The sequence below is a fragment of the Pseudobdellovibrio exovorus JSS genome (genome assembly GCF_000348725.1).
GTDB classification, from domain to species: Bacteria; Bdellovibrionota; Bdellovibrionia; order Bdellovibrionales; family Bdellovibrionaceae; genus Pseudobdellovibrio; species Pseudobdellovibrio exovorus.
The window spans coordinates 1,815,560-1,834,578 of sequence record NC_020813.1 but is presented as its reverse complement, the minus strand read 5'-3'; the positions used below and the strand labels follow the sequence as shown (position 1 = coordinate 1,834,578).

General features: G+C 43.2%; 17 protein-coding genes. 6 read left to right on the top strand and 11 right to left on the bottom strand.

Going from position 1 to position 19,019, the window contains the following annotated elements; all coding sequences use genetic code 11:
- Positions 1 to 21 precede the first annotated feature (21 nt).
- From pth to A11Q_RS09045, 6 genes are all read right to left on the bottom strand, one after another.
- Positions 22 to 600, bottom strand: coding sequence for an aminoacyl-tRNA hydrolase (pth, locus tag A11Q_RS09070; protein ID WP_015470509.1), 579 nt, complete (start codon positions 598 to 600; stop codon positions 22 to 24).
- Between the two features lie 117 nt (positions 601 to 717).
- Positions 718 to 1,359 (bottom strand): 50S ribosomal protein L25, encoded by a 642-nt coding sequence (locus A11Q_RS09065; RefSeq protein WP_015470508.1) that lies wholly within the window; start codon positions 1,357 to 1,359, stop codon positions 718 to 720.
- Positions 1,360 to 1,433: 74 nt separating this feature from the next.
- Positions 1,434 to 2,387, bottom strand: coding sequence for a ribose-phosphate diphosphokinase (locus tag A11Q_RS09060; RefSeq protein WP_015470507.1), 954 nt, complete (start codon positions 2,385 to 2,387; stop codon positions 1,434 to 1,436).
- A 95-nt stretch (positions 2,388 to 2,482) separates the two neighbouring features.
- Positions 2,483 to 3,088: an RdgB/HAM1 family non-canonical purine NTP pyrophosphatase gene (gene rdgB / locus A11Q_RS09055; RefSeq protein WP_015470506.1), complete on the bottom strand. Its 606-nt coding sequence runs from the start codon at positions 3,086 to 3,088 to the stop codon at positions 2,483 to 2,485.
- A 29-nt stretch (positions 3,089 to 3,117) separates the two neighbouring features.
- Complete coding sequence (gene rph / locus A11Q_RS09050) at positions 3,118 to 3,861, bottom strand: ribonuclease PH (RefSeq protein WP_015470505.1); 744 nt, start codon at positions 3,859 to 3,861, stop codon at positions 3,118 to 3,120.
- 4 nt (positions 3,862 to 3,865) lie between these two features.
- On the bottom strand, positions 3,866 to 4,600 hold the full coding sequence (locus A11Q_RS09045; protein WP_015470504.1) for an N-acetylmuramoyl-L-alanine amidase family protein: 735 nt from the start codon (positions 4,598 to 4,600) through the stop codon (positions 3,866 to 3,868).
- A gap of 199 nt (positions 4,601 to 4,799) precedes the next feature.
- Between A11Q_RS09045 and A11Q_RS09035 the strand changes: the two genes are divergently transcribed.
- Positions 4,800 to 5,378: a PilZ domain-containing protein gene (locus A11Q_RS09035; RefSeq protein ID WP_015470503.1), complete on the top strand. Its 579-nt coding sequence runs from the start codon at positions 4,800 to 4,802 to the stop codon at positions 5,376 to 5,378.
- A gap of 19 nt (positions 5,379 to 5,397) precedes the next feature.
- On the opposite strand, the gene A11Q_RS09030 is transcribed toward A11Q_RS09035, so the two are convergent.
- On the bottom strand, positions 5,398 to 6,570 hold the full coding sequence (locus A11Q_RS09030; RefSeq protein WP_015470502.1) for a mechanosensitive ion channel family protein: 1,173 nt from the start codon (positions 6,568 to 6,570) through the stop codon (positions 5,398 to 5,400).
- Positions 6,567 to 7,331: an undecaprenyl-diphosphate phosphatase gene (locus A11Q_RS09025; RefSeq protein WP_015470501.1), complete on the bottom strand. Its 765-nt coding sequence runs from the start codon at positions 7,329 to 7,331 to the stop codon at positions 6,567 to 6,569. The genes A11Q_RS09030 and A11Q_RS09025 overlap by 4 nt, the downstream gene beginning before the upstream one ends.
- A gap of 158 nt (positions 7,332 to 7,489) precedes the next feature.
- Here A11Q_RS09025 and A11Q_RS09020 point away from each other — a divergent pair, with 158 nt between their 5' ends.
- The 3 genes from A11Q_RS09020 to A11Q_RS09010 all read left to right on the top strand — a co-directional run bounded on the left by A11Q_RS09020 (position 7,490) and on the right by A11Q_RS09010 (position 10,834).
- Complete coding sequence (locus tag A11Q_RS09020) at positions 7,490 to 9,025, top strand: S8 family serine peptidase (protein ID WP_015470500.1); 1,536 nt, start codon at positions 7,490 to 7,492, stop codon at positions 9,023 to 9,025.
- A gap of 172 nt (positions 9,026 to 9,197) precedes the next feature.
- The gene (locus tag A11Q_RS09015; RefSeq protein ID WP_015470499.1) at positions 9,198 to 10,295 is read left to right on the top strand and encodes a sensor histidine kinase; all 1,098 of its coding nucleotides are present in this window, start codon (positions 9,198 to 9,200) and stop codon (positions 10,293 to 10,295) included.
- 41 nt (positions 10,296 to 10,336) lie between these two features.
- Positions 10,337 to 10,834 (top strand): hypothetical protein, encoded by a 498-nt coding sequence (locus A11Q_RS09010; RefSeq protein ID WP_015470498.1) that lies wholly within the window; start codon positions 10,337 to 10,339, stop codon positions 10,832 to 10,834.
- A gap of 46 nt (positions 10,835 to 10,880) precedes the next feature.
- On the opposite strand, the gene A11Q_RS13590 is transcribed toward A11Q_RS09010, so the two are convergent.
- Both A11Q_RS13590 and A11Q_RS09000 read right to left on the bottom strand, forming a co-directional pair.
- The gene (locus A11Q_RS13590) at positions 10,881 to 11,537 is read right to left on the bottom strand and encodes an iron-containing redox enzyme family protein (protein ID WP_015470497.1); all 657 of its coding nucleotides are present in this window, start codon (positions 11,535 to 11,537) and stop codon (positions 10,881 to 10,883) included.
- Positions 11,521 to 12,213 carry a hypothetical protein gene (locus A11Q_RS09000; RefSeq protein ID WP_015470496.1) on the bottom strand — a complete coding sequence of 231 codons (693 nt, stop codon included), beginning with the start codon at positions 12,211 to 12,213 and terminating at the stop codon, positions 11,521 to 11,523. The genes A11Q_RS13590 and A11Q_RS09000 overlap by 17 nt, the downstream gene beginning before the upstream one ends.
- 246 nt (positions 12,214 to 12,459) lie before the next feature.
- Between A11Q_RS09000 and A11Q_RS08995 the strand changes: the two genes are divergently transcribed.
- The gene (locus A11Q_RS08995) at positions 12,460 to 12,723 is read left to right on the top strand and encodes a hypothetical protein (protein WP_015470495.1); all 264 of its coding nucleotides are present in this window, start codon (positions 12,460 to 12,462) and stop codon (positions 12,721 to 12,723) included.
- Complete coding sequence (locus tag A11Q_RS08990) at positions 12,716 to 17,581, top strand: beta strand repeat-containing protein (RefSeq protein ID WP_015470494.1); 4,866 nt, start codon at positions 12,716 to 12,718, stop codon at positions 17,579 to 17,581. Before A11Q_RS08995 ends, A11Q_RS08990 begins: the two co-directional genes overlap by 8 nt.
- A gap of 16 nt (positions 17,582 to 17,597) precedes the next feature.
- On the opposite strand, the gene A11Q_RS08985 is transcribed toward A11Q_RS08990, so the two are convergent.
- The gene (locus A11Q_RS08985) at positions 17,598 to 18,935 is read right to left on the bottom strand and encodes a dihydroorotase (RefSeq protein WP_015470493.1); all 1,338 of its coding nucleotides are present in this window, start codon (positions 18,933 to 18,935) and stop codon (positions 17,598 to 17,600) included.
- Positions 18,936 to 19,019 lie beyond the last annotated feature (84 nt).

Below are 19,019 nucleotides of genomic sequence, written 5' to 3'. Positions count from 1 at the left end.
TAGATCCTCGCTTAAAAAATTCTAGGTCAACTTAACAGGTCCGTTAAATTTTGTCGAAGCTTTAGTGAGCCCATCGAAGATGAAGCTTTCAATGGCATCTGAGGCAGCTTCTAGGTATTGATCCATCTGAGCCATTTCCTCTTTTGGGAAGTTTCCTAAAACATAGTCACTGACGGCGAAATCGGGATGGGGTGGGCGGCCCACTCCTAGTTTTAGGCGGGCATATTCATTACCACCAAGGACTTGGGAAATACTTTTCACCCCATTTTGTCCTCCGGCCCCACGATTAAAATGAATCTTCATACTGGCAAAGGGCAGATCAATATCGTCATGGATCACTAAAAGGTTTTCCTTAGGGATCTTATAGAAATTCATAAGGCTAATAACAGATTCACCAGACTTATTCATATAGGTTTGTGGTTTCGCTAAAATGACATCAAGGTCATTCAGTTTAAATCTTTTAGTGAGTGCTTTATGCTCTTCACGATAGTCGGCACCATTCAAAGACTTAAGCCAGTAGTCACAGGCCATAAAGCCGATGTTATGTCGATTTAATGAATATTTAGAACCGGGATTTCCAAGGCCAACAACTAAGTACATGGGCGTAGATTAACATAGCGTGCACCTGCGGTCATTAGGGGCGAAATAAAAAGTGATGAAATAAAAAAGGCGACCTTAAAGATCGCCTTTTTAGAAGTTTTATTTGATAAAACTAAATTATTTTTTAGCTGCTGGAGCTTTTCCATCAGCCGCTGCTGCTGCCGGAGCTGCTGCTGCCGCTGCTGGAGCTGCAACTGCTTCTTCTTGTTGCTCAACAACTGCTGCGATAGTGATTTCTGGACGAGAAATCATTTTAACGCCTTCTGGAACCACGATATCAGAAACGTGCATTGAATCACCAACGTTTAAGTTAGTTACATCAACTACTAAAGCTTCTGGGATTGCAGTTGGTAAACACTCAACCTCAACTTGACGAGCAACGATATTTAACAATCCACCTTCAGCTAAACCGATTGCTTTACCTTCAACACGAACCTCAACAGAAACACGTACTGTTTTAGTTAAGTCGATTGCGAAAAGGTCAACGTGCTCAGGTTTTCTAGTTAATGGGTGAACAACAACTTCTTTCAATAAAGCTACTTTACCATTCAATTTAGAGTCATCGCTTTTCAAAGTTAAAAGAGTATTCTCGTAAGCACGAGTGTTGTACTTCACGATATCATTTACGTGTACAGCTACAGTTGCATTTTCGATTGCGCCATAGATTACCCCTGGAACCATTTTTCTAACGCGTAAACCGCGTGCGCCAGCTCTACCAGATGTTCTTGTTTCGATATTTAGTTCGATCTTTTGTTTCATTTCTCTCTCCTCACTACTTCCGTCAGTGCAGCACACCCATTGTGCCACCTGAGGCCATCGTTGTTTTAAGTTTTCTAATCAAATAAAGAACTCACAGAATCGTGATCGTGAATTCTTTTAATCGCTTCTGCCAACACCGGTGCCACCGAGACGACCTGAAGTTTACCAGAAGCTAACGCCGCTTCACTTAAAGGGATCGTATCAGTAACGAAGACCTTTTCTAGCTGACTTTCGATTAAGCGTGTAACCGCAGGACCGGAAAGGACAGGGTGAGTTGCAACGGCGAACACTCGTTTTGCCCCATTTTTAAGTAGGCTGTCAACTGCTTGTGTCAGAGTCCCAGCCGTATCGATCATGTCATCTACGATAACCGCTGTTTTATTGGTCACATCCCCGATCAGATGCATGGCTTTTGCCTCATTTGGCCCAGAACGGCGCTTATCAATGATGGCTAAGCTGGATTCGATACGTTTAGCGAAGGCACGGGCACGCTCGACTCCACCTGCGTCTGGACTCACTGTGACAATGTACGGTCCCACACCGATCTGTTCTTTGAAGGCGCGGGCAAGGGTTGGAGTCGCAAACAAGTGATCAAAAGGGCAGTTGAAGAAACCCTGAATTTGGGCCGCATGTAAATCGACAGAGACGACGCGGTCGGCTCCTGCTGTCGTCAGTAAGTCGGCCATACACTTTGCCGAGATCGGCGCTCTTGGAGCCACCTTACGATCTTGGCGAGCGTATCCGTAGTAGGGAATCACAGCTGTTACAGAGGCTGAAGAGGCGCGTTTTAGCGCATCGAGCATGATGAACAGTTCAACGTAGTTTTGATTTACCGGAGTGCACGTGCTGTGAATGATAAACACATGTTTACCACGCACGCTCTCTTTGATCTCGACTTGGGTTTCCCCATCGGCGAAAGAGTTCACTTGGCTCTGCCCCAATGGGACATTCAGCAGTCGCGAGACTTCCTGAGCTAAATTTTTAGTTGAATTGCCAGCAAAGATTTTGAAGTTCGAAAGCGACGACATAAAACCTCTTAAGTGTATGAGGGCAAGGTAACAGCTCGATAGCAGAGTGTCACTGTCTGAGGAAAAAATTTCCCTGTATGTCGTTAAATCACACTTTATATAATGAAAGAGCCTGAACGCAATTTGTCTAAAAATTGAGCCAAAGCGTGGGCGCGATGCGAGTGTTGTAGCTTATAGGCAGGGCCGAGCTCGGCAAGAGTTTTTGTTTCCCCATCAGGGATAAAAATAGAGTCGTAACCAAAACCATGGGTTCCCGTTGCTTTTAAAGAAATCTGTCCCTTAAGTTCGCCCTCAAAAACCCACTCTTCATTCTGTGGAGTCAGAACGACAGTGACACATTTAAACTGAGCTTGGCGATTGGCCGCTGTGCGGATTTGTACCATCTTCAGCAATTTGGCCGTATTTTCTGAGTCGCGAGCATGTGGTCCCGCATAGCGAGCCGAGTGAACACCGGGAAGATTATTAAGCCCTGCGACTTCCAGCCCCGAGTCTTCACCTAAAATCCAGTGTTCAGACTTCAATGCTTTTACAGACTTGGCTTTAATGCGAGCATTATCTAAAAAAGTAGCGCCATCTTCAGGGCGAGGAGTGAAGTGAGGCAAATCTGCTTGAGAGTAAACTTTGAACTCAGGAACTTTATTCAGCGTCAGTTTGTATTCTTCTAATTTGCCTTTATTCCCAGTTGCAATCCAAAGTTCCATAAATTTCCTCTATCTAAACTCGACTCAAATTATCTTTTTAACGGAAAGAAGCTGCCGATGATTTTTTCTTGTTCGGCAAATAAATTCTGACATCCCACTTCGGCTAAAGACATCATATCTAAAAGCTGTTGTCTTGAAAAAGTACCTTCTTCTGCAGTCCCTTGAATCTCGATAAATTCATTCTTATCCGTCATAACGAAATTCATATCAGTACCGATTTCAGAATCCTCTTGGTAATTCAAATCTAAGATCGGAGTCACCAGTTGGTTGTCTTCGTAAAGACCAACTGAAATAGCGGAAATATAATGAGTTAATGGAATTGTTTTAATTTCAGATAGTGCGTGTAACTTTTTAAAGGCTAAAGCCAAAGCCACAAAACCACCTGTGATCGCTGCTGTGCGAGTTCCTCCGTCGGCATTGATGACATCGCAATCGATCGTGATTTGTTTTTCTCCGAGAGCTTTCAGATTTACACATGATCTTAAAGCACGGCCAACAAGGCGTGAAATTTCTTGCGTGCGGCCACCTGTCATGGATTTATCGCGCTTAATGCGGGTATGAGTTGAACGAGGCAGCATGCCATATTCAGCTGTGACCCATCCACCGCCAGTGCCGGCAAGCCATGATGGAGTTTTAGCTTCGTAACTGGCAGCGCAGAGCACGCGTGTCTGTCCGAACTCAATCATGACTGAGCCTTCGGCGTAGTCTAAAACATCTGGAGTTATTTTGATTTTACGTAATTGATCTGGGCGGCGGGAATCATGTCTTGTCATGCCTCTATTTGTCTAACACGGCTGAGCTTTTGTCACCTTTTTCTTTGTACTCGATAATAGCAGTCGCCAATTGGCGTGTGATTTCGCTTTGAAAATCTTCAGAGGTTAATTTTTTAGCTTCTAGCTTATTCGAGATAAATCCGAGCTCTATCAATACCGCAGGCATAAGAGTGTGATCAATTACAAGAAAAGGTGCGCGTTTGATAACACTTTTAGTATTGGGTTGAGCTGATTTCTTCATCATCGTATGAGTCAGCTTCAAACTACGAGACGTTTTGTCGTAAAAAGCGAAGTCATCACGTATTTTTTGAATCACATCACGATTATCAAGAGGTTTGCTTTCATCACGATCCGCTATGGAATGATTTACAGCTTGCGGAGAGTTAAAATAAAACTCCATACCTGTGACTGTATCTGAATTAGAAGTATTGGCGTGTAAACTCACAAAAAGATCTGCATTTTGTTCGTTGGCGATTTGCACACGATTTCTTAATGCAATTCCACGGGCTGTTTCGCGAGTTAAGGTGACTTTGATATCAGGGTAGGACTCAAGCTGACTTTTTAATTTTTTTGAAATTTCGAGGACGATTTCTGACTCCACATAGGCATCGCGAACTGCTCCAAGGTCTTGTCCACCATGGCCGGGATCAATGACAACTCGAAAGGGACTTGTCTCGGACCATGCGTGAGTGGTCACCGAGATGAGAAGATAAAGAAATACGGTCCGAATGAATTTCATATTCTGAGGTTAGCGGTATTCTGGGGTAAAGGGCAAAAAAAAAGACGGCCAGGTTGGGGGGGACTCCTAGCCGCCATGGGGGGGTACCTTTTACTTAAGCAAGACTTAAACCCATTTCATGAGGCCTATATCTCAATAGGAATGTATATAATTTTGACAGTGACAATACAGGGCGGTAACTTCGAATAGAGGGGTCAATGTGAGTTCAACTTGGGCGCTACATAACGCTTTAAAAGCGTGGACTTTATATAATCTCAGCGAATCCGAGCTGAGGCTTCTTCTATTGGGCCTTTCTGAAAACGAACTCAAACTAGCTAAAATCTGTAAAAAGCAAGATTCCGAATGGCAAAGAGTCGATAAGACTCAGCATGCGGGGCTGCTGACTCGTCAAGGGTTAGAAACCTATTCGTCAGCAGAGGGCTATCCCGCAGTTCATCACGATGTGGGTTCGGCTTGTGATACAGAGTACTTTGTTATTAAACCCAATAAAGTGATTCAACCGCGTTTACACAAACGCTATGAAATCGTGGTGCCGTGTACTCTGGTAGGGAGTAAAGAATTTCTAACAGAGACGATTGATTTGTCGGAAGGGGGATTGTACTTCAAAGATATAATCCCTTCGTTTATTGCAGGATACTTTTTGGTGATCGTAGATGGAAGATATCGCTTGATGTGTAGCCTTGTTGAAGATCAAAAAGAAAAGAAACGTGTTCAAATCGTTTCTGAAGAGTCAGACGCACACTTTGTGCAATACAAAGCGTGGCTCAGCACGCTTTGATTTCTATCTATTAAAAATACTAAGTTGTCGGTGGGCGATTTTCCAGTAGGCGATTGCTTTCTTCTGGCGAGTTCTGCTGTTGCACGATAATAGTTCGTGTTGGGAACGCAAAAGAAAGACCACAGTCAGCAGCGACCTGATAGATAAGATCTAAGAAATTATTAATACGAAGAGGGTCTGTTTCGTCTGATTTCAAAAGGTAATGAAATTGGACTAATACATTTAAGCTAGAGTCTCCGTAACTGTTGAAGTGCACCACGATACGTTTTGAATCCACAGACTCATCTTGAAACAGTTGATAGCGTAGATTTTCACAGAAAGACTGTAGCATTTGCGGAGTCGCATCGTAGGTGAAACCTAGAATATGACGGAAGCGTATCCAGCCTTTTCGTTTTGACAGATTATCAATACGCTCTTTAGCCATAACCGAGTTAGGAATAGATAAAAGAGAGTTGTAAGGTGTGCGAATGCTGGTCGAACGAAAGCCAACCTCTTCAACGATACCTTCTGTTTCGCCGATCTTAATGGTGTCACCGATTTTAAACGGATCATCTAAGATAATAGTGATAGTTCCGAAAAGATTAGCCACAGTATCTTGTGCAGCAAAGGCGATCGCGATACCGCCGATACCTAAACCGGCAAGGAGTGTTGTGACATTCACGCCAAAGCTTTGCAGTGTTAATAAGAAACCGATAACCAAGACAATGACTTTGATTGTTTTGCTGACAAGAGGTGCGAGCTGGTTACTGATAGGAGTTGAATTCGCTCTAACCCAAGAATTAAGGGCCATGCCGAAAGCTTCTGCGGCACGATAACAGGTGCGAATGATATTCCAAATCATGATCAATTTCAGGATAAAAAGTAATTTACTTTCAATTGAAGGTAGAACTTGTAAAGAGCTGATCGCGGACATTGCCAAATAGGAAACCAATATCCAACTGAGTGGGCGTTCGATTTTCTGCTCGATGAAGTAATGAGTAAATGTCTGAGGATCTACCTTAAAGCCCATCTTTTTGATACGGCTTAAAAGATAGCGAAGCCCCATGCGTAGAAAGTAAAGCCCGACAAAGATGCCGATTAAAGAGAGCCACTTCCACGTGGGCATATCCCATACGACATGGTTAAAAAAAGCCTGAACCTCTTCTGAAAGAATTTTTTGACCATTCTCGATTGAAGCGTTGATATCGCTCATAGAACACCTGTATACAGCCCTAAAAGAACAAGAAGACCAAGTACGATTCGGTAGTAACCGAAATACTTGAATCCAAACTTATTCACCACGCTGATGAAAAATTTAATAGCGAAGATTGCAAAGATAAAAGAGAACAAAATACCCAATGACAAATTCACAGCTTGTGAAGAGTCAATAATGTCACGAATTTTCCACAGCTTATAAGAAGTGGCGGCTCCCATTGTTGGGATAGCTAAAATAAAAGAAAATTCCGCTGCTTTTTCCCGTGAAAGACCGGCAACTTGTCCACCGATAATGGTGGCCGCAGAACGTGAAACCCCTGGGATCATGGCAATACATTGAAAAAGACCGATCATCACTGATGATTTCGGAGTTAAGTCGCGATGAGGCTTATTCTTAAACCACGAGTCGATTCCGATAAGAACAAAACCACCAAGAATAAGAAAGATAGCAACTGTCAGTGTACTTTCTAAAAGAGCCTCCACATGTCCTTTAACAAGGAACCCAATGATAGCCGTGGGAATAAAGGCCAATATGACATTGCGATAAAAAATCGGATTCCACTTCAAGCGATCTCTATATAAGTAGACAACAGCTAAGATAGCGCCGAATTGAATGATGACGTCGAAAGCCTTTGTAAATGTGGTGGGCTCGATATTCATCAAAGCACCAGCTAAGATAAGATGGCCTGTGGACGAGACGGGAATAAATTCGGTTAAACCTTCAATCAACGATAGTATGAGAACTTCAATAAATGTCATATATATAGTATGGTTCGGCCAATTGGGGTTGACCTCAACCAATGTCTAGGTGCGTAAAACTGTTATTTTTCTATTATTTTCCAAAAAAGTCGGGATACGATCTTTCAAAGTTAAAATGGTTCCAAGTAGGAACTAGCTATTTCACGGAAGGAAATAAAATGAAACTGACCAATGTAGTTTTGTCGTTGGCGTTAGTATTGGTAGCTCAATCATCATTCGGAGCTGAATACATCGTTAAGTACAAAAACAAACAAGCACTTAATAAAATGGCAGCAATGCAAACTGAGTCTACAGGACTTCAAATGAAGAGCCTGCATGAAGCGGGTAGCTTTGTAACTGTTGCTATTAAAAACAAAAAACATGAAGCAAGAACTTTGGCATCTATCCAAGCAGATCCAAATGTTGAGTACGTTGTAGAAAACGTAACGATCAGAGCTTTTGAAGCCCCTGTTGATGGCGAAAACTTAAGAGAGCAATATGCTCTTGCTAAAGTTAACGCAGTTAAAGCATGGGAGCGCGCTGGTAATCGTGGTAACAGAAGTGTTCTATTAGCTGTTATCGACACTGGTGTTGATTACCGTCATAAAAACTTAGCTCCAAATATGGTTGCTGGTTATGACTTCCGTGATAACGATTCTGATCCAATGGATCAAACATCTGCACAAAACCCAGGTCATGGTACTCACTGTGCTGGTATCGTAGGTGCTACTGGTGTTGTTGAAGGTGGTATCGTAGGTTTGTCTCCTGAAGTATCAATGATGCCTCTTAGATTCTTAGGCGCTGATGGTTCTGGAAGCTTAGAAGGCGGTATTAAATCAATCGATTACGCTATCGAACATGGTGTTCACGTTATTTCTGCAAGCTGGGGTGCTTCTGTGTCTCCTGCGAATGCACGTCCACTTGTTGAAGCAATCGAAAGAGCTGAAAAAGCTGGTATTATCTTTGTAACAGCAGCAGCTAACGATGGTAAAAACAATGATCGTACTGATGTTTACCCTGCAAATGCTCCTGTATCTAACGTGATCACAGTAGCGGCTTCAAACTCATCAGATACAAAACCATCTTGGTCAAACTACGGTAAAGCAAAAGTTCACGTATCAGCTCCTGGTGATGCGATTATGTCAACTGTTCCAGGTGACAAATACTCGAACATGTCTGGTACTTCTATGGCGACTCCACTTGTTGCTGGTTTAGTAGCTTTCTTAAAAGCTCAAGACCCTGCATTGACTGGCCCAGAAGTTAAAGCATTGATGCAAACTACAGGTACTAAAGTTCAAATCGAAACAGCTTGTAACTGCCGTGTAGACGCTTTTGCTGCTGTGGATACTTTATTATCTAAAAAAGCATGGTTAGTTCCTACAGCAACAACTTTAGCTGTAGATGCAACTCAACAAGTAGTTATGAAAAATGCAGTGGGTGCAGTTCAGTTTGAATCTTCAAACCCTGCTATCGTAACTGTTGATGCTACGGGTTTAGTAAAAGCTGTTGCTAATGGTACTGCAACAATCAAAGCTACTGACTCTACTGGTGCTGTAGCTCAATCTTTAGATTTCAACGTTGGCACAAGCAGCGGTGGCTCTAACCCTGGTGAACCAGGAAATCCTCCAGGTGGCGGCGGTGACTGTCCATTCGGAGACGAGGCAATGTGCCAAATCATCTGCCAAATCATGCCTCAAGCACCTTGGTGCCAATAGGCCTCTGAAAGTTAGAGCTTAGAAATAAAATTTCGAATTCTAAAATAAAAAAGGACTCACTTGTGAGTCCTTTTTTATTTTGTCCCATATCAATACGCTGCTGATCAGAACCTCGTCAAAATTCTAAATAATTCTAGATCTTCGTCCGATAGGTATCCCTGATGTGGTACGTATGAAGACTTCTATGGGTGATTTTTTAGACTGTTTGGATAGTTCGGCTCTGATCTTAGATACAGATGACTCTATTGTTAAGATCAATAAAAAACTCCAAGAAGAAAATAAAGTTTTCAAATTTTTTCATTTAAAAAACGACTCTTATCAATTAAATCAAATCGAAAAAGAAGATTGGTATAAGTATCTCAGTATTTGTGGCACTACGGGCAGTGCTAAATTTCTTATAAAATCCTGCTTTTATGAGTGTGTGATGAATCGTCTTTCGATTGAGGGTAATAAACTGATTATGGTTCAGTTTTTTGAAAACAGATCACTTAAAGAAGATGTGGCTGAATACTTCCTAAATGACTTTCGACTTTCACAATTAAAAGAGCTAGGTGAAATTGCGGCAGGTATTGCACATGAAATTAATAATCCTTTAACGGTCGTTTCAGCGCGTGTACAAATGTTGTTGCAAGCGCTGAAAGAAAAGAAAACTATCCCTGCAGATGTCTTAGAAAAGAACTTAGATAAGGTCTATACTCAGGCTGAGCGAATTAAAAAAATTGTCGATGGTATGCGGGTATTTTCACGTAACTCAAACTACGATGAAAGAGTTTTGTATAATCTGAAGTCTATTGTAGAAGAGGCCTTTTCCTTAGTTTCAGGTGGTATGCGTGATAATGGAATAGAGTTTCGCTTTAACTTACAAAGTAATGAAAAGTATATCAGTTGTAAACCCACAGAGCTGATTCAGGTTTTTGTGAATCTGTTTAACAATTCGATTTATGCTTTATCCAAAACAACATTTCCGACAATAGATGTACACTTTGTTGAAGATTCACAAAATTACCATATCTACTTTAAAGATAATGGGCCGGGTGTACCTGAAGATTTTGATACAAAAATATTTGCCCCATTCTTTACAACGAAACCAGTGGGTGCGGGAACGGGGTTAGGGCTGAGTATATCAAATAGAATTATTCAATCTTACGGAGGCAGTTTATCATTAGATAGGACTCATGGTAATAGCTGTTTTTATATTAAGCTACCGCGAGCTTATCCGCAGGACTTCCCCGCGGATGGAGCAACGGATATTTATAAGTACAGTTCTTAATGTGGGTTTATTCAGACAAAGATAAAGGAAAAGGTTAAGACGTGAAAGTATTCAATAAGCGTTCCCCCGATTACAGTCAGTATGACTTGCAGGCTGAAAAAGATAATCTGAGGAAGTTTTTAGATGAAAATGATTTGTGGATACCCGAAAGCTTTTATAACAATATCCGTGTAGGTGATGTCATTGATGTGTACAACAATCCTCCTGATATCAGTCAGATTTATGCCAATAAGCAGTTTAAAGCTCTGTGTTCTTATTCTGAAGAGCAGATGAAGGATGTTCCATTTCCTAAATTGTTTTATCGTTCTGATGATGTGCAGTTAGCACTTATTAAACAAATGACGGATGTGGCGTTGAATAAAGATGATGCTGTTCCATGGAATTTAAAAGATCACGAGTTAGTGGAAACTTTGCATCCGAATAAAAGAACTTTCGAAATCAATATGGGGTGGGTAGCACCCTGCTTTAAAAAGGGAACGAATGAAAGAGTCGCTTTTGCCTCGTCTTTAAAAGTCGGATTGATCTTTGAATGGGGCTAGCTTCTTCTGCTAGCCCATAAATATGTATTTTTATACAACTTTTGAATCAGTTCACTAACTGCTCACTGTAATTTTCTACAGATGTCTGTTGTGATACCTGTTGTGATTGAATCACACATTCTTCCAGCAAAGCGCGGTAATTTCTAACAGATTGGCGCATATTATCCTGTATTAGAAGTTGAAGCTGAGCGGGTAAGCTCGCTATAGCCTCAAGAGCTTTATCCACATGATCTGGATCTTCTTCGACATGAAGCTTTAAGAAACGTGAGGACTCAGTGCCATGTGCGCGATAAACTTTTTCGATAAACAGAGGGCAGATCAAACTCGCAATACCTTCTAATGCTAAAATATATCCGAATAATGAGGCTGGGTGTTCTCGCTCAATCTTAAAATATTGGGTTTCATATAGATTTTTAGCCGTGATAGATTTTGCTTCTAGATTTTCGACGCCCAATTTTTTTAAATCATTCAACGCAATTTTTTCGTGCCCTTTTTCTTCTGCAATATGGGCTGAATAACGACGATGCAAAGAGTCTTCTTCTAAAGAAGCATGGGCAGCAGCTAAGGCCAATAGACGGGTTGAGTGTTGCACGAAGTAGTAAGTTTGAGTTAGAAAGCTGATGTAAAACTTACGATTTTCCCATGGAAGATGAATCATCATTTCTGACAGAGATGAGATTTCGTTTTTAAATGTGGTTTTCATAATTCTCCTTTGAATTATTGTTGTTGGTTATCAATGAAAGTCTTTGCATCCACAGTTTCTGCGTTTCATCTGAGAAATAGTGGTTTTGTAGATTGCTTGAAAAAAAACAGACAAGATCAATCAAAACGCCATGATGTAGGACGTCTTCAAAGACTGTGGTGCCACCGGCTTTTTGAATAAGAAGATGGACAGAACGATCTTTGCGGGGAGTGCCAAAGGCTAGTTCAGACTGCGTGTGCAAAGTCATTATGGCAATGAGTTCAGATAAAATTAAACCGAAGTTCAAGGTTGTAAATCCGGTACTGCGGCGGCACTTAGGATGGATACTCAGCCAGCTTGGAACCAAAGCCTTTTTAAATGATACAGAGAGCTGTTGCAGGAAAGAAGGAGGCCAAGGTTTGAACCACGAATCATTTAAGCTGGCATTTAACTGTAAATCCATTTTTTTAAAACAACAGAGGGCAATGACTTCTTGATTGTGAGCGATGGCCACCATGAAATCGTTACGAGTAAACTGATCGCTGTAGAGATGTGTTAGGCCATCTAAATCTGTTAATGTTTTTGACCAAACAGAATGCCATAGTTGATAAGCAGAATTATAGAGTGCAGTGCTCGCCTGTTCGAACGGCGAGCATGGAAGTATATAAAGCTGAAATAACGAAAGTGTGTCTGACATATACGGAGCGGGAAAATAGATTTTAAATTTTAGAACGGCAAAGAGTATTCGTTACCGTATTTGCTTTTGAAAAAATACAGATGGCTTATAAATATTATAGGACCAATCTTAACGGATTCTTTACAAGTGTTAAAATTTGCTAAATTGCAAAACTAAGGTCTGGTTGGTGCGCACCTAGTCTTAATTTTTCTACGTATCATACCGATACAGTCTTTAGGGGTATTCCCTATCCATGAAGGAGAAAAGTTGAACGGACGCACACGTGTACTTATTTTAGCTCTTGTATTTGCTGTCTATGGCACTAGCTGTAGTCCGGCAAAGGATTCAACAGAAGAGAATATGACTCCTCCGCGTCCCGTGGCTCCGATTGATCAATCTGGTGATAATAATTTTAAATATGCGCAGACTGTAGTTTCAGAAAATGGGTGGACTGTAACCTATGACAGTGCTGATGCAGTAGAAGAAGTGGTGTTACCAGATGGTTGGCATGTTGAGGTGAAATATGAATAACAGTCATCAGTTCTGGATGAAGATCGTTATTATTTTTTCGATATTAGTGAGTGCTGCCATTACAAAAGCAGAAATTGGAGTGCCGGTTCAGTTAAGAGTCAAGTCACCGACAGGATTTTATCCTACAGAGTCAGGTGTCAACTTTAAGTTATTAGTTTTATCTCCTCCTGGCGGAGCGGGTGGAAATTGTATTCTGCGTGAAGAAAACTACAGTGGTCGAGATATAACCAATGGTAATATCTCTTTAAATTTAGGAAGTGGATCACGCGGTTCACGTGATCCCAATTTAACACTGCAACAAGTATTTGATAACTCCTCTGCCAAGGCGAGTTTATTTTGTGTTGATGGAAATAATAATATCGTTTCCAGCGAGCAAAGCTATACGCCGACCTCATCGAGTCATCGTGTCTTGCGTATTGTTGCCGAAATTAATCATGAAACTCTTTTAGTGAACTTCAATATGCGTGCAGTTCCATTTGCGATGCAGGCTGAGTCTATCGGCGGAAAAAAATCGGAAGATCTGTTGTCGCGAACTGCGGGAACACAACTGACTCAAGGAAATCTAAATTTATTATTACAAGACTCTACGCGCTTAACCAATTTGTTACGTTTAGCTGAACTGGGTGAAGCCACGTCAGCGACTACCGCGCAAAACTTTACAGGCAGTTTAGCAGGGGATGTGACGGGCACACAGTCGTCCACTACGGTGGCTAGAATTAGAGGTGTGACAGTCAGTACTTCGGCGCCGAGTTTACATCAGGTCTTGCGTTATGACGGCAGTGAGTGGGTGCCTTTTACACTTCCTGGCGCGCCAGTAACAAGTGTTGCGGGTCGAACTGGAGATGTAGTTTTAGCTCATACCGATATTTCAGGTCTTGGAACTGCTGCAACATTGGATGCGGGTACCGCGGCTTCGAATCTAGTACAATTAGATGGCGGAGCTAAGATTCCTGTGGCTCTTCTGCCCAATTCTGTTTTGTTAAATAGCAGCACCGCAGGTGGAGACATCTCAGGAACTTTTTCAAATCTCACTGTGGACACAGTAGGTGGGAAAACCGCGACCGCAGTGGCAGGAGCTGTCGACACAGTTTCTGCGGCTACGGCGGCGAATACAGCAAACACATTAGTTCAGCGCGATGGCAGTGGTGATATTAGTGTTCAGTCACTACAGTCTGCTGCTGTACAAACGACAGCGGCTTCTGTACGTACGCTGGCCGTATTTAATGCGAACAACAACAAAGTGACTGTGCAATCGCCAGCGGCTTTTTCCGATTATGGCCTGACGTTGCCTGTGGATGCAGGAACAAGTGGACAAGTGCTCACTACTGATGGATCTGGTGTTTTGACATGGAGTTCTCCGACTGGTGGTACGGTAACGCAAGTGACGGCTACGACGCCGTTATCCTCTTCAGGCGGAACGACTCCACAGATTTCTATTTCCCAAGCGAATACAACAACCTCGGGATATTTGAGTTCAACGGATTGGAATACATTTAACTTAAAGCAGGCGGCCTTAGGTTATACACCACTTGATCCAGCAAATAATTTAAGTGAGTTATCGGCGACAGCGTCTACAGCTCGTACGAATTTAGGTTTAGGAAGTGCAGCGACTTTGAATGCAGGTGTGGCAGCATCCAATGTGGTGCAATTAGATGCTGGGGCTAAAATACCAGTGGCGCTATTGCCTAATTCTGTTTTGCTCAGCAGCAGTACAGCTAGCGGTGATGTCTCGGGAACATTTTCAACTCTGTCTGTGGACACAGTGGGTGGGAAAGCCGCGACCGCAGTAGCAGGAGCTGTAGATACAGTTTCTGCAGCTACGGCGGCGAATACAGCAAACACATTAGTTCAGCGTGATGGCAGCGGTGACATCAGCGTGCAAACACTACAATCTGCGGCTGTGCAAACGACAGCAGCTTCTGTTCGTACGTTGTCGGTGTTCAATGCTAATAATAACAGTGTGACGTTGCAGGCTCCAACTCCGTTTGTGAATTACAGTCTGACCTTACCAACAAGTGCCGGCGCCAATGGACAGGTCTTAACGACGAATGGCAGTGGTGTCTTGTCATGGACATCTCCGACAGTGGGAACGGTGACACAAGTGACGGCTGTTGCGCCGTTAGCATCGTCTGGTGGAGCAACGCCAGAAATTTCGATGGCACAGGCGAACACGACAACTTCTGGATATTTGAGTTCAACAGATTGGAACACATTTAATTCGAAACAAGGAGCCCTTGGTTATGTACCTTTGGACCCAGCCAATAATTTAAGTGAATTGACTGCCACCGCTTCTACGGCTCGTACGAATTTAGGTTTAGGTGCTGCGGCCACAATGAATGTGGGAACAGCCGCGGGCACAGTGTCCGCGGGTAATGATTCTCGTATTACAGGTGCTCTTCAGTCGTCGACATTTAATGGTTATGTGGCCTCAGCAAGTTGTGAAACTACGGAAACAATGTACTGGAGTAGTGTGACGGGAACCTTCCTGTGTCAAAGCATTGATTTTCCAACGGCTCCAGTGACCACTGTAGCCGGACGCACCGGAGACGTAACATTATCGAATACCGATATTTCAGGTCTTGGAACTGCCGCTACTTTAAATGCTGGCACAGCCGCTTCGAATCTAGTGCAATTAGATGCTGGAGCTAAAATTCCAGTGGCGCTATTGCCTAATTCTGTTTTGCTAAATAGCAGCACTGCAGGTGGAGACATCTCGGGGACGCTTTCGAATTTAACAGTGGACAGTGTCGGTGCAAAAACTGCAGCTGCTATTGCGACTAGTGTGGATGCAACAACTGCGGCGACAAGTGACAATACGGTATCGACTCTGGTGAAGCGTGATAGCAGTGGTCAGGTCAGTGTGACGGCATTGAATGCTTCTAGTGTTGCTAGTACGACAGTGGCAGCCACTAATGTTAGAGCTTTGAATGTGAATATACGTGGCAGTGATGACGCGAATCATATTCAGCTGCGAGCTCCAGCGGCAGGAACATTTTCAGATTACAATTTAACATTACCAACCGGTGCTGGTGGTAACGGGCAAGTATTAACAACGAATGGCAGTGGTGTTCTTTCGTGGACGACACCAACAGTGGGGACTGTGACGCAAGTGACGGCTGCTGCGCCGTTGGTATCTTCTGGTGGAGCGACACCAGAAATTTCGATTTCACAGGCGAACACGACAACCTCTGGATATTTAAGTTCGACAGATTGGAATACATTTAATTCGAAACAAAGTGCATTGGGGTATGCGCCATTAGACCCAGCCAATAACTTAAGTGAATTGACCGCTACTGCTTCTACAGCTCGTACGAATTTGGGTTTAGGAAGTGCGGCCACTTTGAATGCAGGGACCGCAGCTACTAATTTAGTGCAGTTAGATGCCAACTCTCGAATTCCAGTGGCGCTATTGCCAACAGCCGCTTTGCTGACAACAAGCAATGCTGGCGGTGATGTATCTGGAACATTTACGAATCTTACTGTAAATGCAGTGGGTGGAAAAACAGCGACGACTCTTGCTGGAACCGTGGACACGGTAGCCGCAGCCACAAGTGATAGCACGGCATCGACATTAGTGAAGCGGGATAGCAGTGGCCAAGTGACCATTTCAACACTGATAGCTCCAACAGTTAATAGCAGTAACATTTCCTCATTACATTTCAACGTTCAAGATACAAATGGGACTAATCGCATTCAGGTACGTGCACCTACCGCGGGAACATTTGAAGATTACAATTTAACATTACCGACGAGTGCTGGTGGTAACGGACAAGTATTAACAACGAATGGCAGCGGAGTTTTGTCATGGACATCTCCGAATGCAGGAACAGTGACACAAGTGACGGCTGTTGCGCCGTTGGCATCGTCTGGTGGAGCGACGCCAGAGCTTTCTATTTCACAGGCAAACACGACAACTTCGGGATATTTAAGCTCGACAGATTGGAATACATTTAACTCAAAGCAGGCGGCCTTAGGTTATACACCACTGGCCCCAGCCAATAACTTAAGTGAATTGACCGCCACCGCTTCTACGGCTCGTACGAATTTAGGTTTAGGTGCTGCGGCCACCATGAATGTGGGAACGGCTGCCGGTACAGTGGCTGCGGGTAATGATTCTCGTATTACAGGTGCTCTTCAATCGTCGACATTTAATGCCTATTTCGCATCAGCAAGTTGTACAACAACAGAAACACTGTATTGGAATAGTCTAACAGACACTTTTGCTTGCCAATCTATCAACTTCCCAACGGCTCCAGTGACCACAGTGGCGGGGCGCACCGGAGATGTCACTTTATCGAATACCGATATTTCAGGTCTTGGAACTGCGGCAGTATTGGATGCAGGAACAGCCGCTAGTGAATTGGTACAGTTGGTGGCAGGTGGACGTTTACCAGCATCCGTTGTGCAAAAATCAGAGCTACCGAGTTATGTAAAGAAGACATCAGGACAAGTATTTTCTTCAACAGCTTTATCTGATGTAACGGGGTTGACAGTTGCTGTCACTAGCGGAAGCGTTTATAAAATTCGCTACACGATTCTGTATACATCTGCTGACATCAGCACGGGTCTGCGTTTAAGTTTAGTTTATCCATCGGTATCAGCGGCCACGGCTGTTGCAAAAATCCCAGTGGAAGTGGACGGAGTGAATGCGACTTATGTTGGACACATAACATCTTCAGGCAATGTTGTCGCTTCATCGGCAACTCCGACGGCAGGTGATGTTTATATGGCGACAGTCGAAGCGGTTGTTGTTCCAAGTTCTAATGGAACAGTTGTACTGCGAGCCGCAAGTGCCGTGAACAGTTCCGATATCACGGTCGTAGTGGGAAGCTTTGCTGAAGTTTCAGTTTTGAATTAAATCAATAATACATCTATTAGGCGAATTGAATCGGTTCGCCTGTACTTTCCAGTTTTACCACATCATCTTGCATAACGACTTTACCTTTTAAGATCGTATGAGTCGGCCAGCCTGTGACTTTCATGCCATCAAAAGGAGTGTATCCACACTTAGAGGCAATCCATTTGTTGGTGATCTCTTTTTCTTTTTTAAGATCCACAATCGTAAAATCAGCATCATAGCCAATTTGAATACGCCCTTTATTTTGTACACCGAAAAGTCGTCTTGGATTTTCAGTCACTAGGCGAGTTAAGTGTTCTAGTGAAAGCCTTTGTTGGTGTACATGGTTGAGCATAATAGGAAGCAAAGTTTGAACACCCGGAAATCCCGACGGAGATTGCGGGTAGGGCTTGTTCTTTTCTTCTAAGGTGTGAGGAGCATGGTCAGAACCAATCACATCCACAGTCCCATTGAGGACAGCTTTCCATAAATGTTCCATATGCCGTTGATCGCGGATCGGAGGATTCTGCTGCGCCAGAGTACCCAATCGTTCGTAGCACTCCGGAGATGACAAAGTCAGAAACTGCGGAAGAATTTCCACACTGGCAATGTCTTTGTTCTGTGCTAAAAACTGCATCTCTTCAGAAGAGGAAATGTGCAACATATGCACAGGACGATTATATTTTTTCGCCAGAGCAATAGACTTGCGCGTAGAGATCATAGCGCTTTCTTCATCACGCCATAGAGGATGTGCGCGAGGATGTGCGGCCTCTTCGGCAATATGTTTACGGGCACGCATACGGGCTTCATCTTCAGAATGAATCGTCAAGCGGCGGCGACCATTTTTCATGACATGTTCAAAAACAGCATCGTCATCCACGAGCAACGAACCGAAAGAGGCTCCTAGGAAAATTTTAATTCCAGAACAGTGGGGCAAATTTTCATAGGTATGAAGGTGTTGTGCATTGTCGGCAGAGGCCCCCATAAAAAAAGCATAGTGGCAGTGTGCACGTTGACGGGCCAAACTCAGTTTGTGTTCGAAGGCTTCTTGAGTTGTCGTTGACGGATTTGTATTCGGCATCTCGAAAATGGAGGTGACGCCACCAAGGATGGCTGCACGTGTACCACTTTCAATATCTTCTTTATGGGTCATGCCGGGTTCGCGGAAGTGGACTTGTGAATCAATGACTCCAGGTAATACGCAAAGACCTTTTAGGTCTAGAGTTTCGCGGGCGGCATATTGAAGAGGACTTCCAATATCTAAGATCTTTCCATCAAGTACGGCTATATCCACAGAGACTTTCTTCAAATGATTCGTATCATTATCAAACACCAAGGACTCTGTATTTTTTAATAGAAGATCAACTTGTTTCATGCTGTTAAATTTAAAACAGCTCTCGCTATAAGTCTAGGGACTTCGCTTGCCACAAAGCTGAAGTAACAGAGATAATAAGGACTA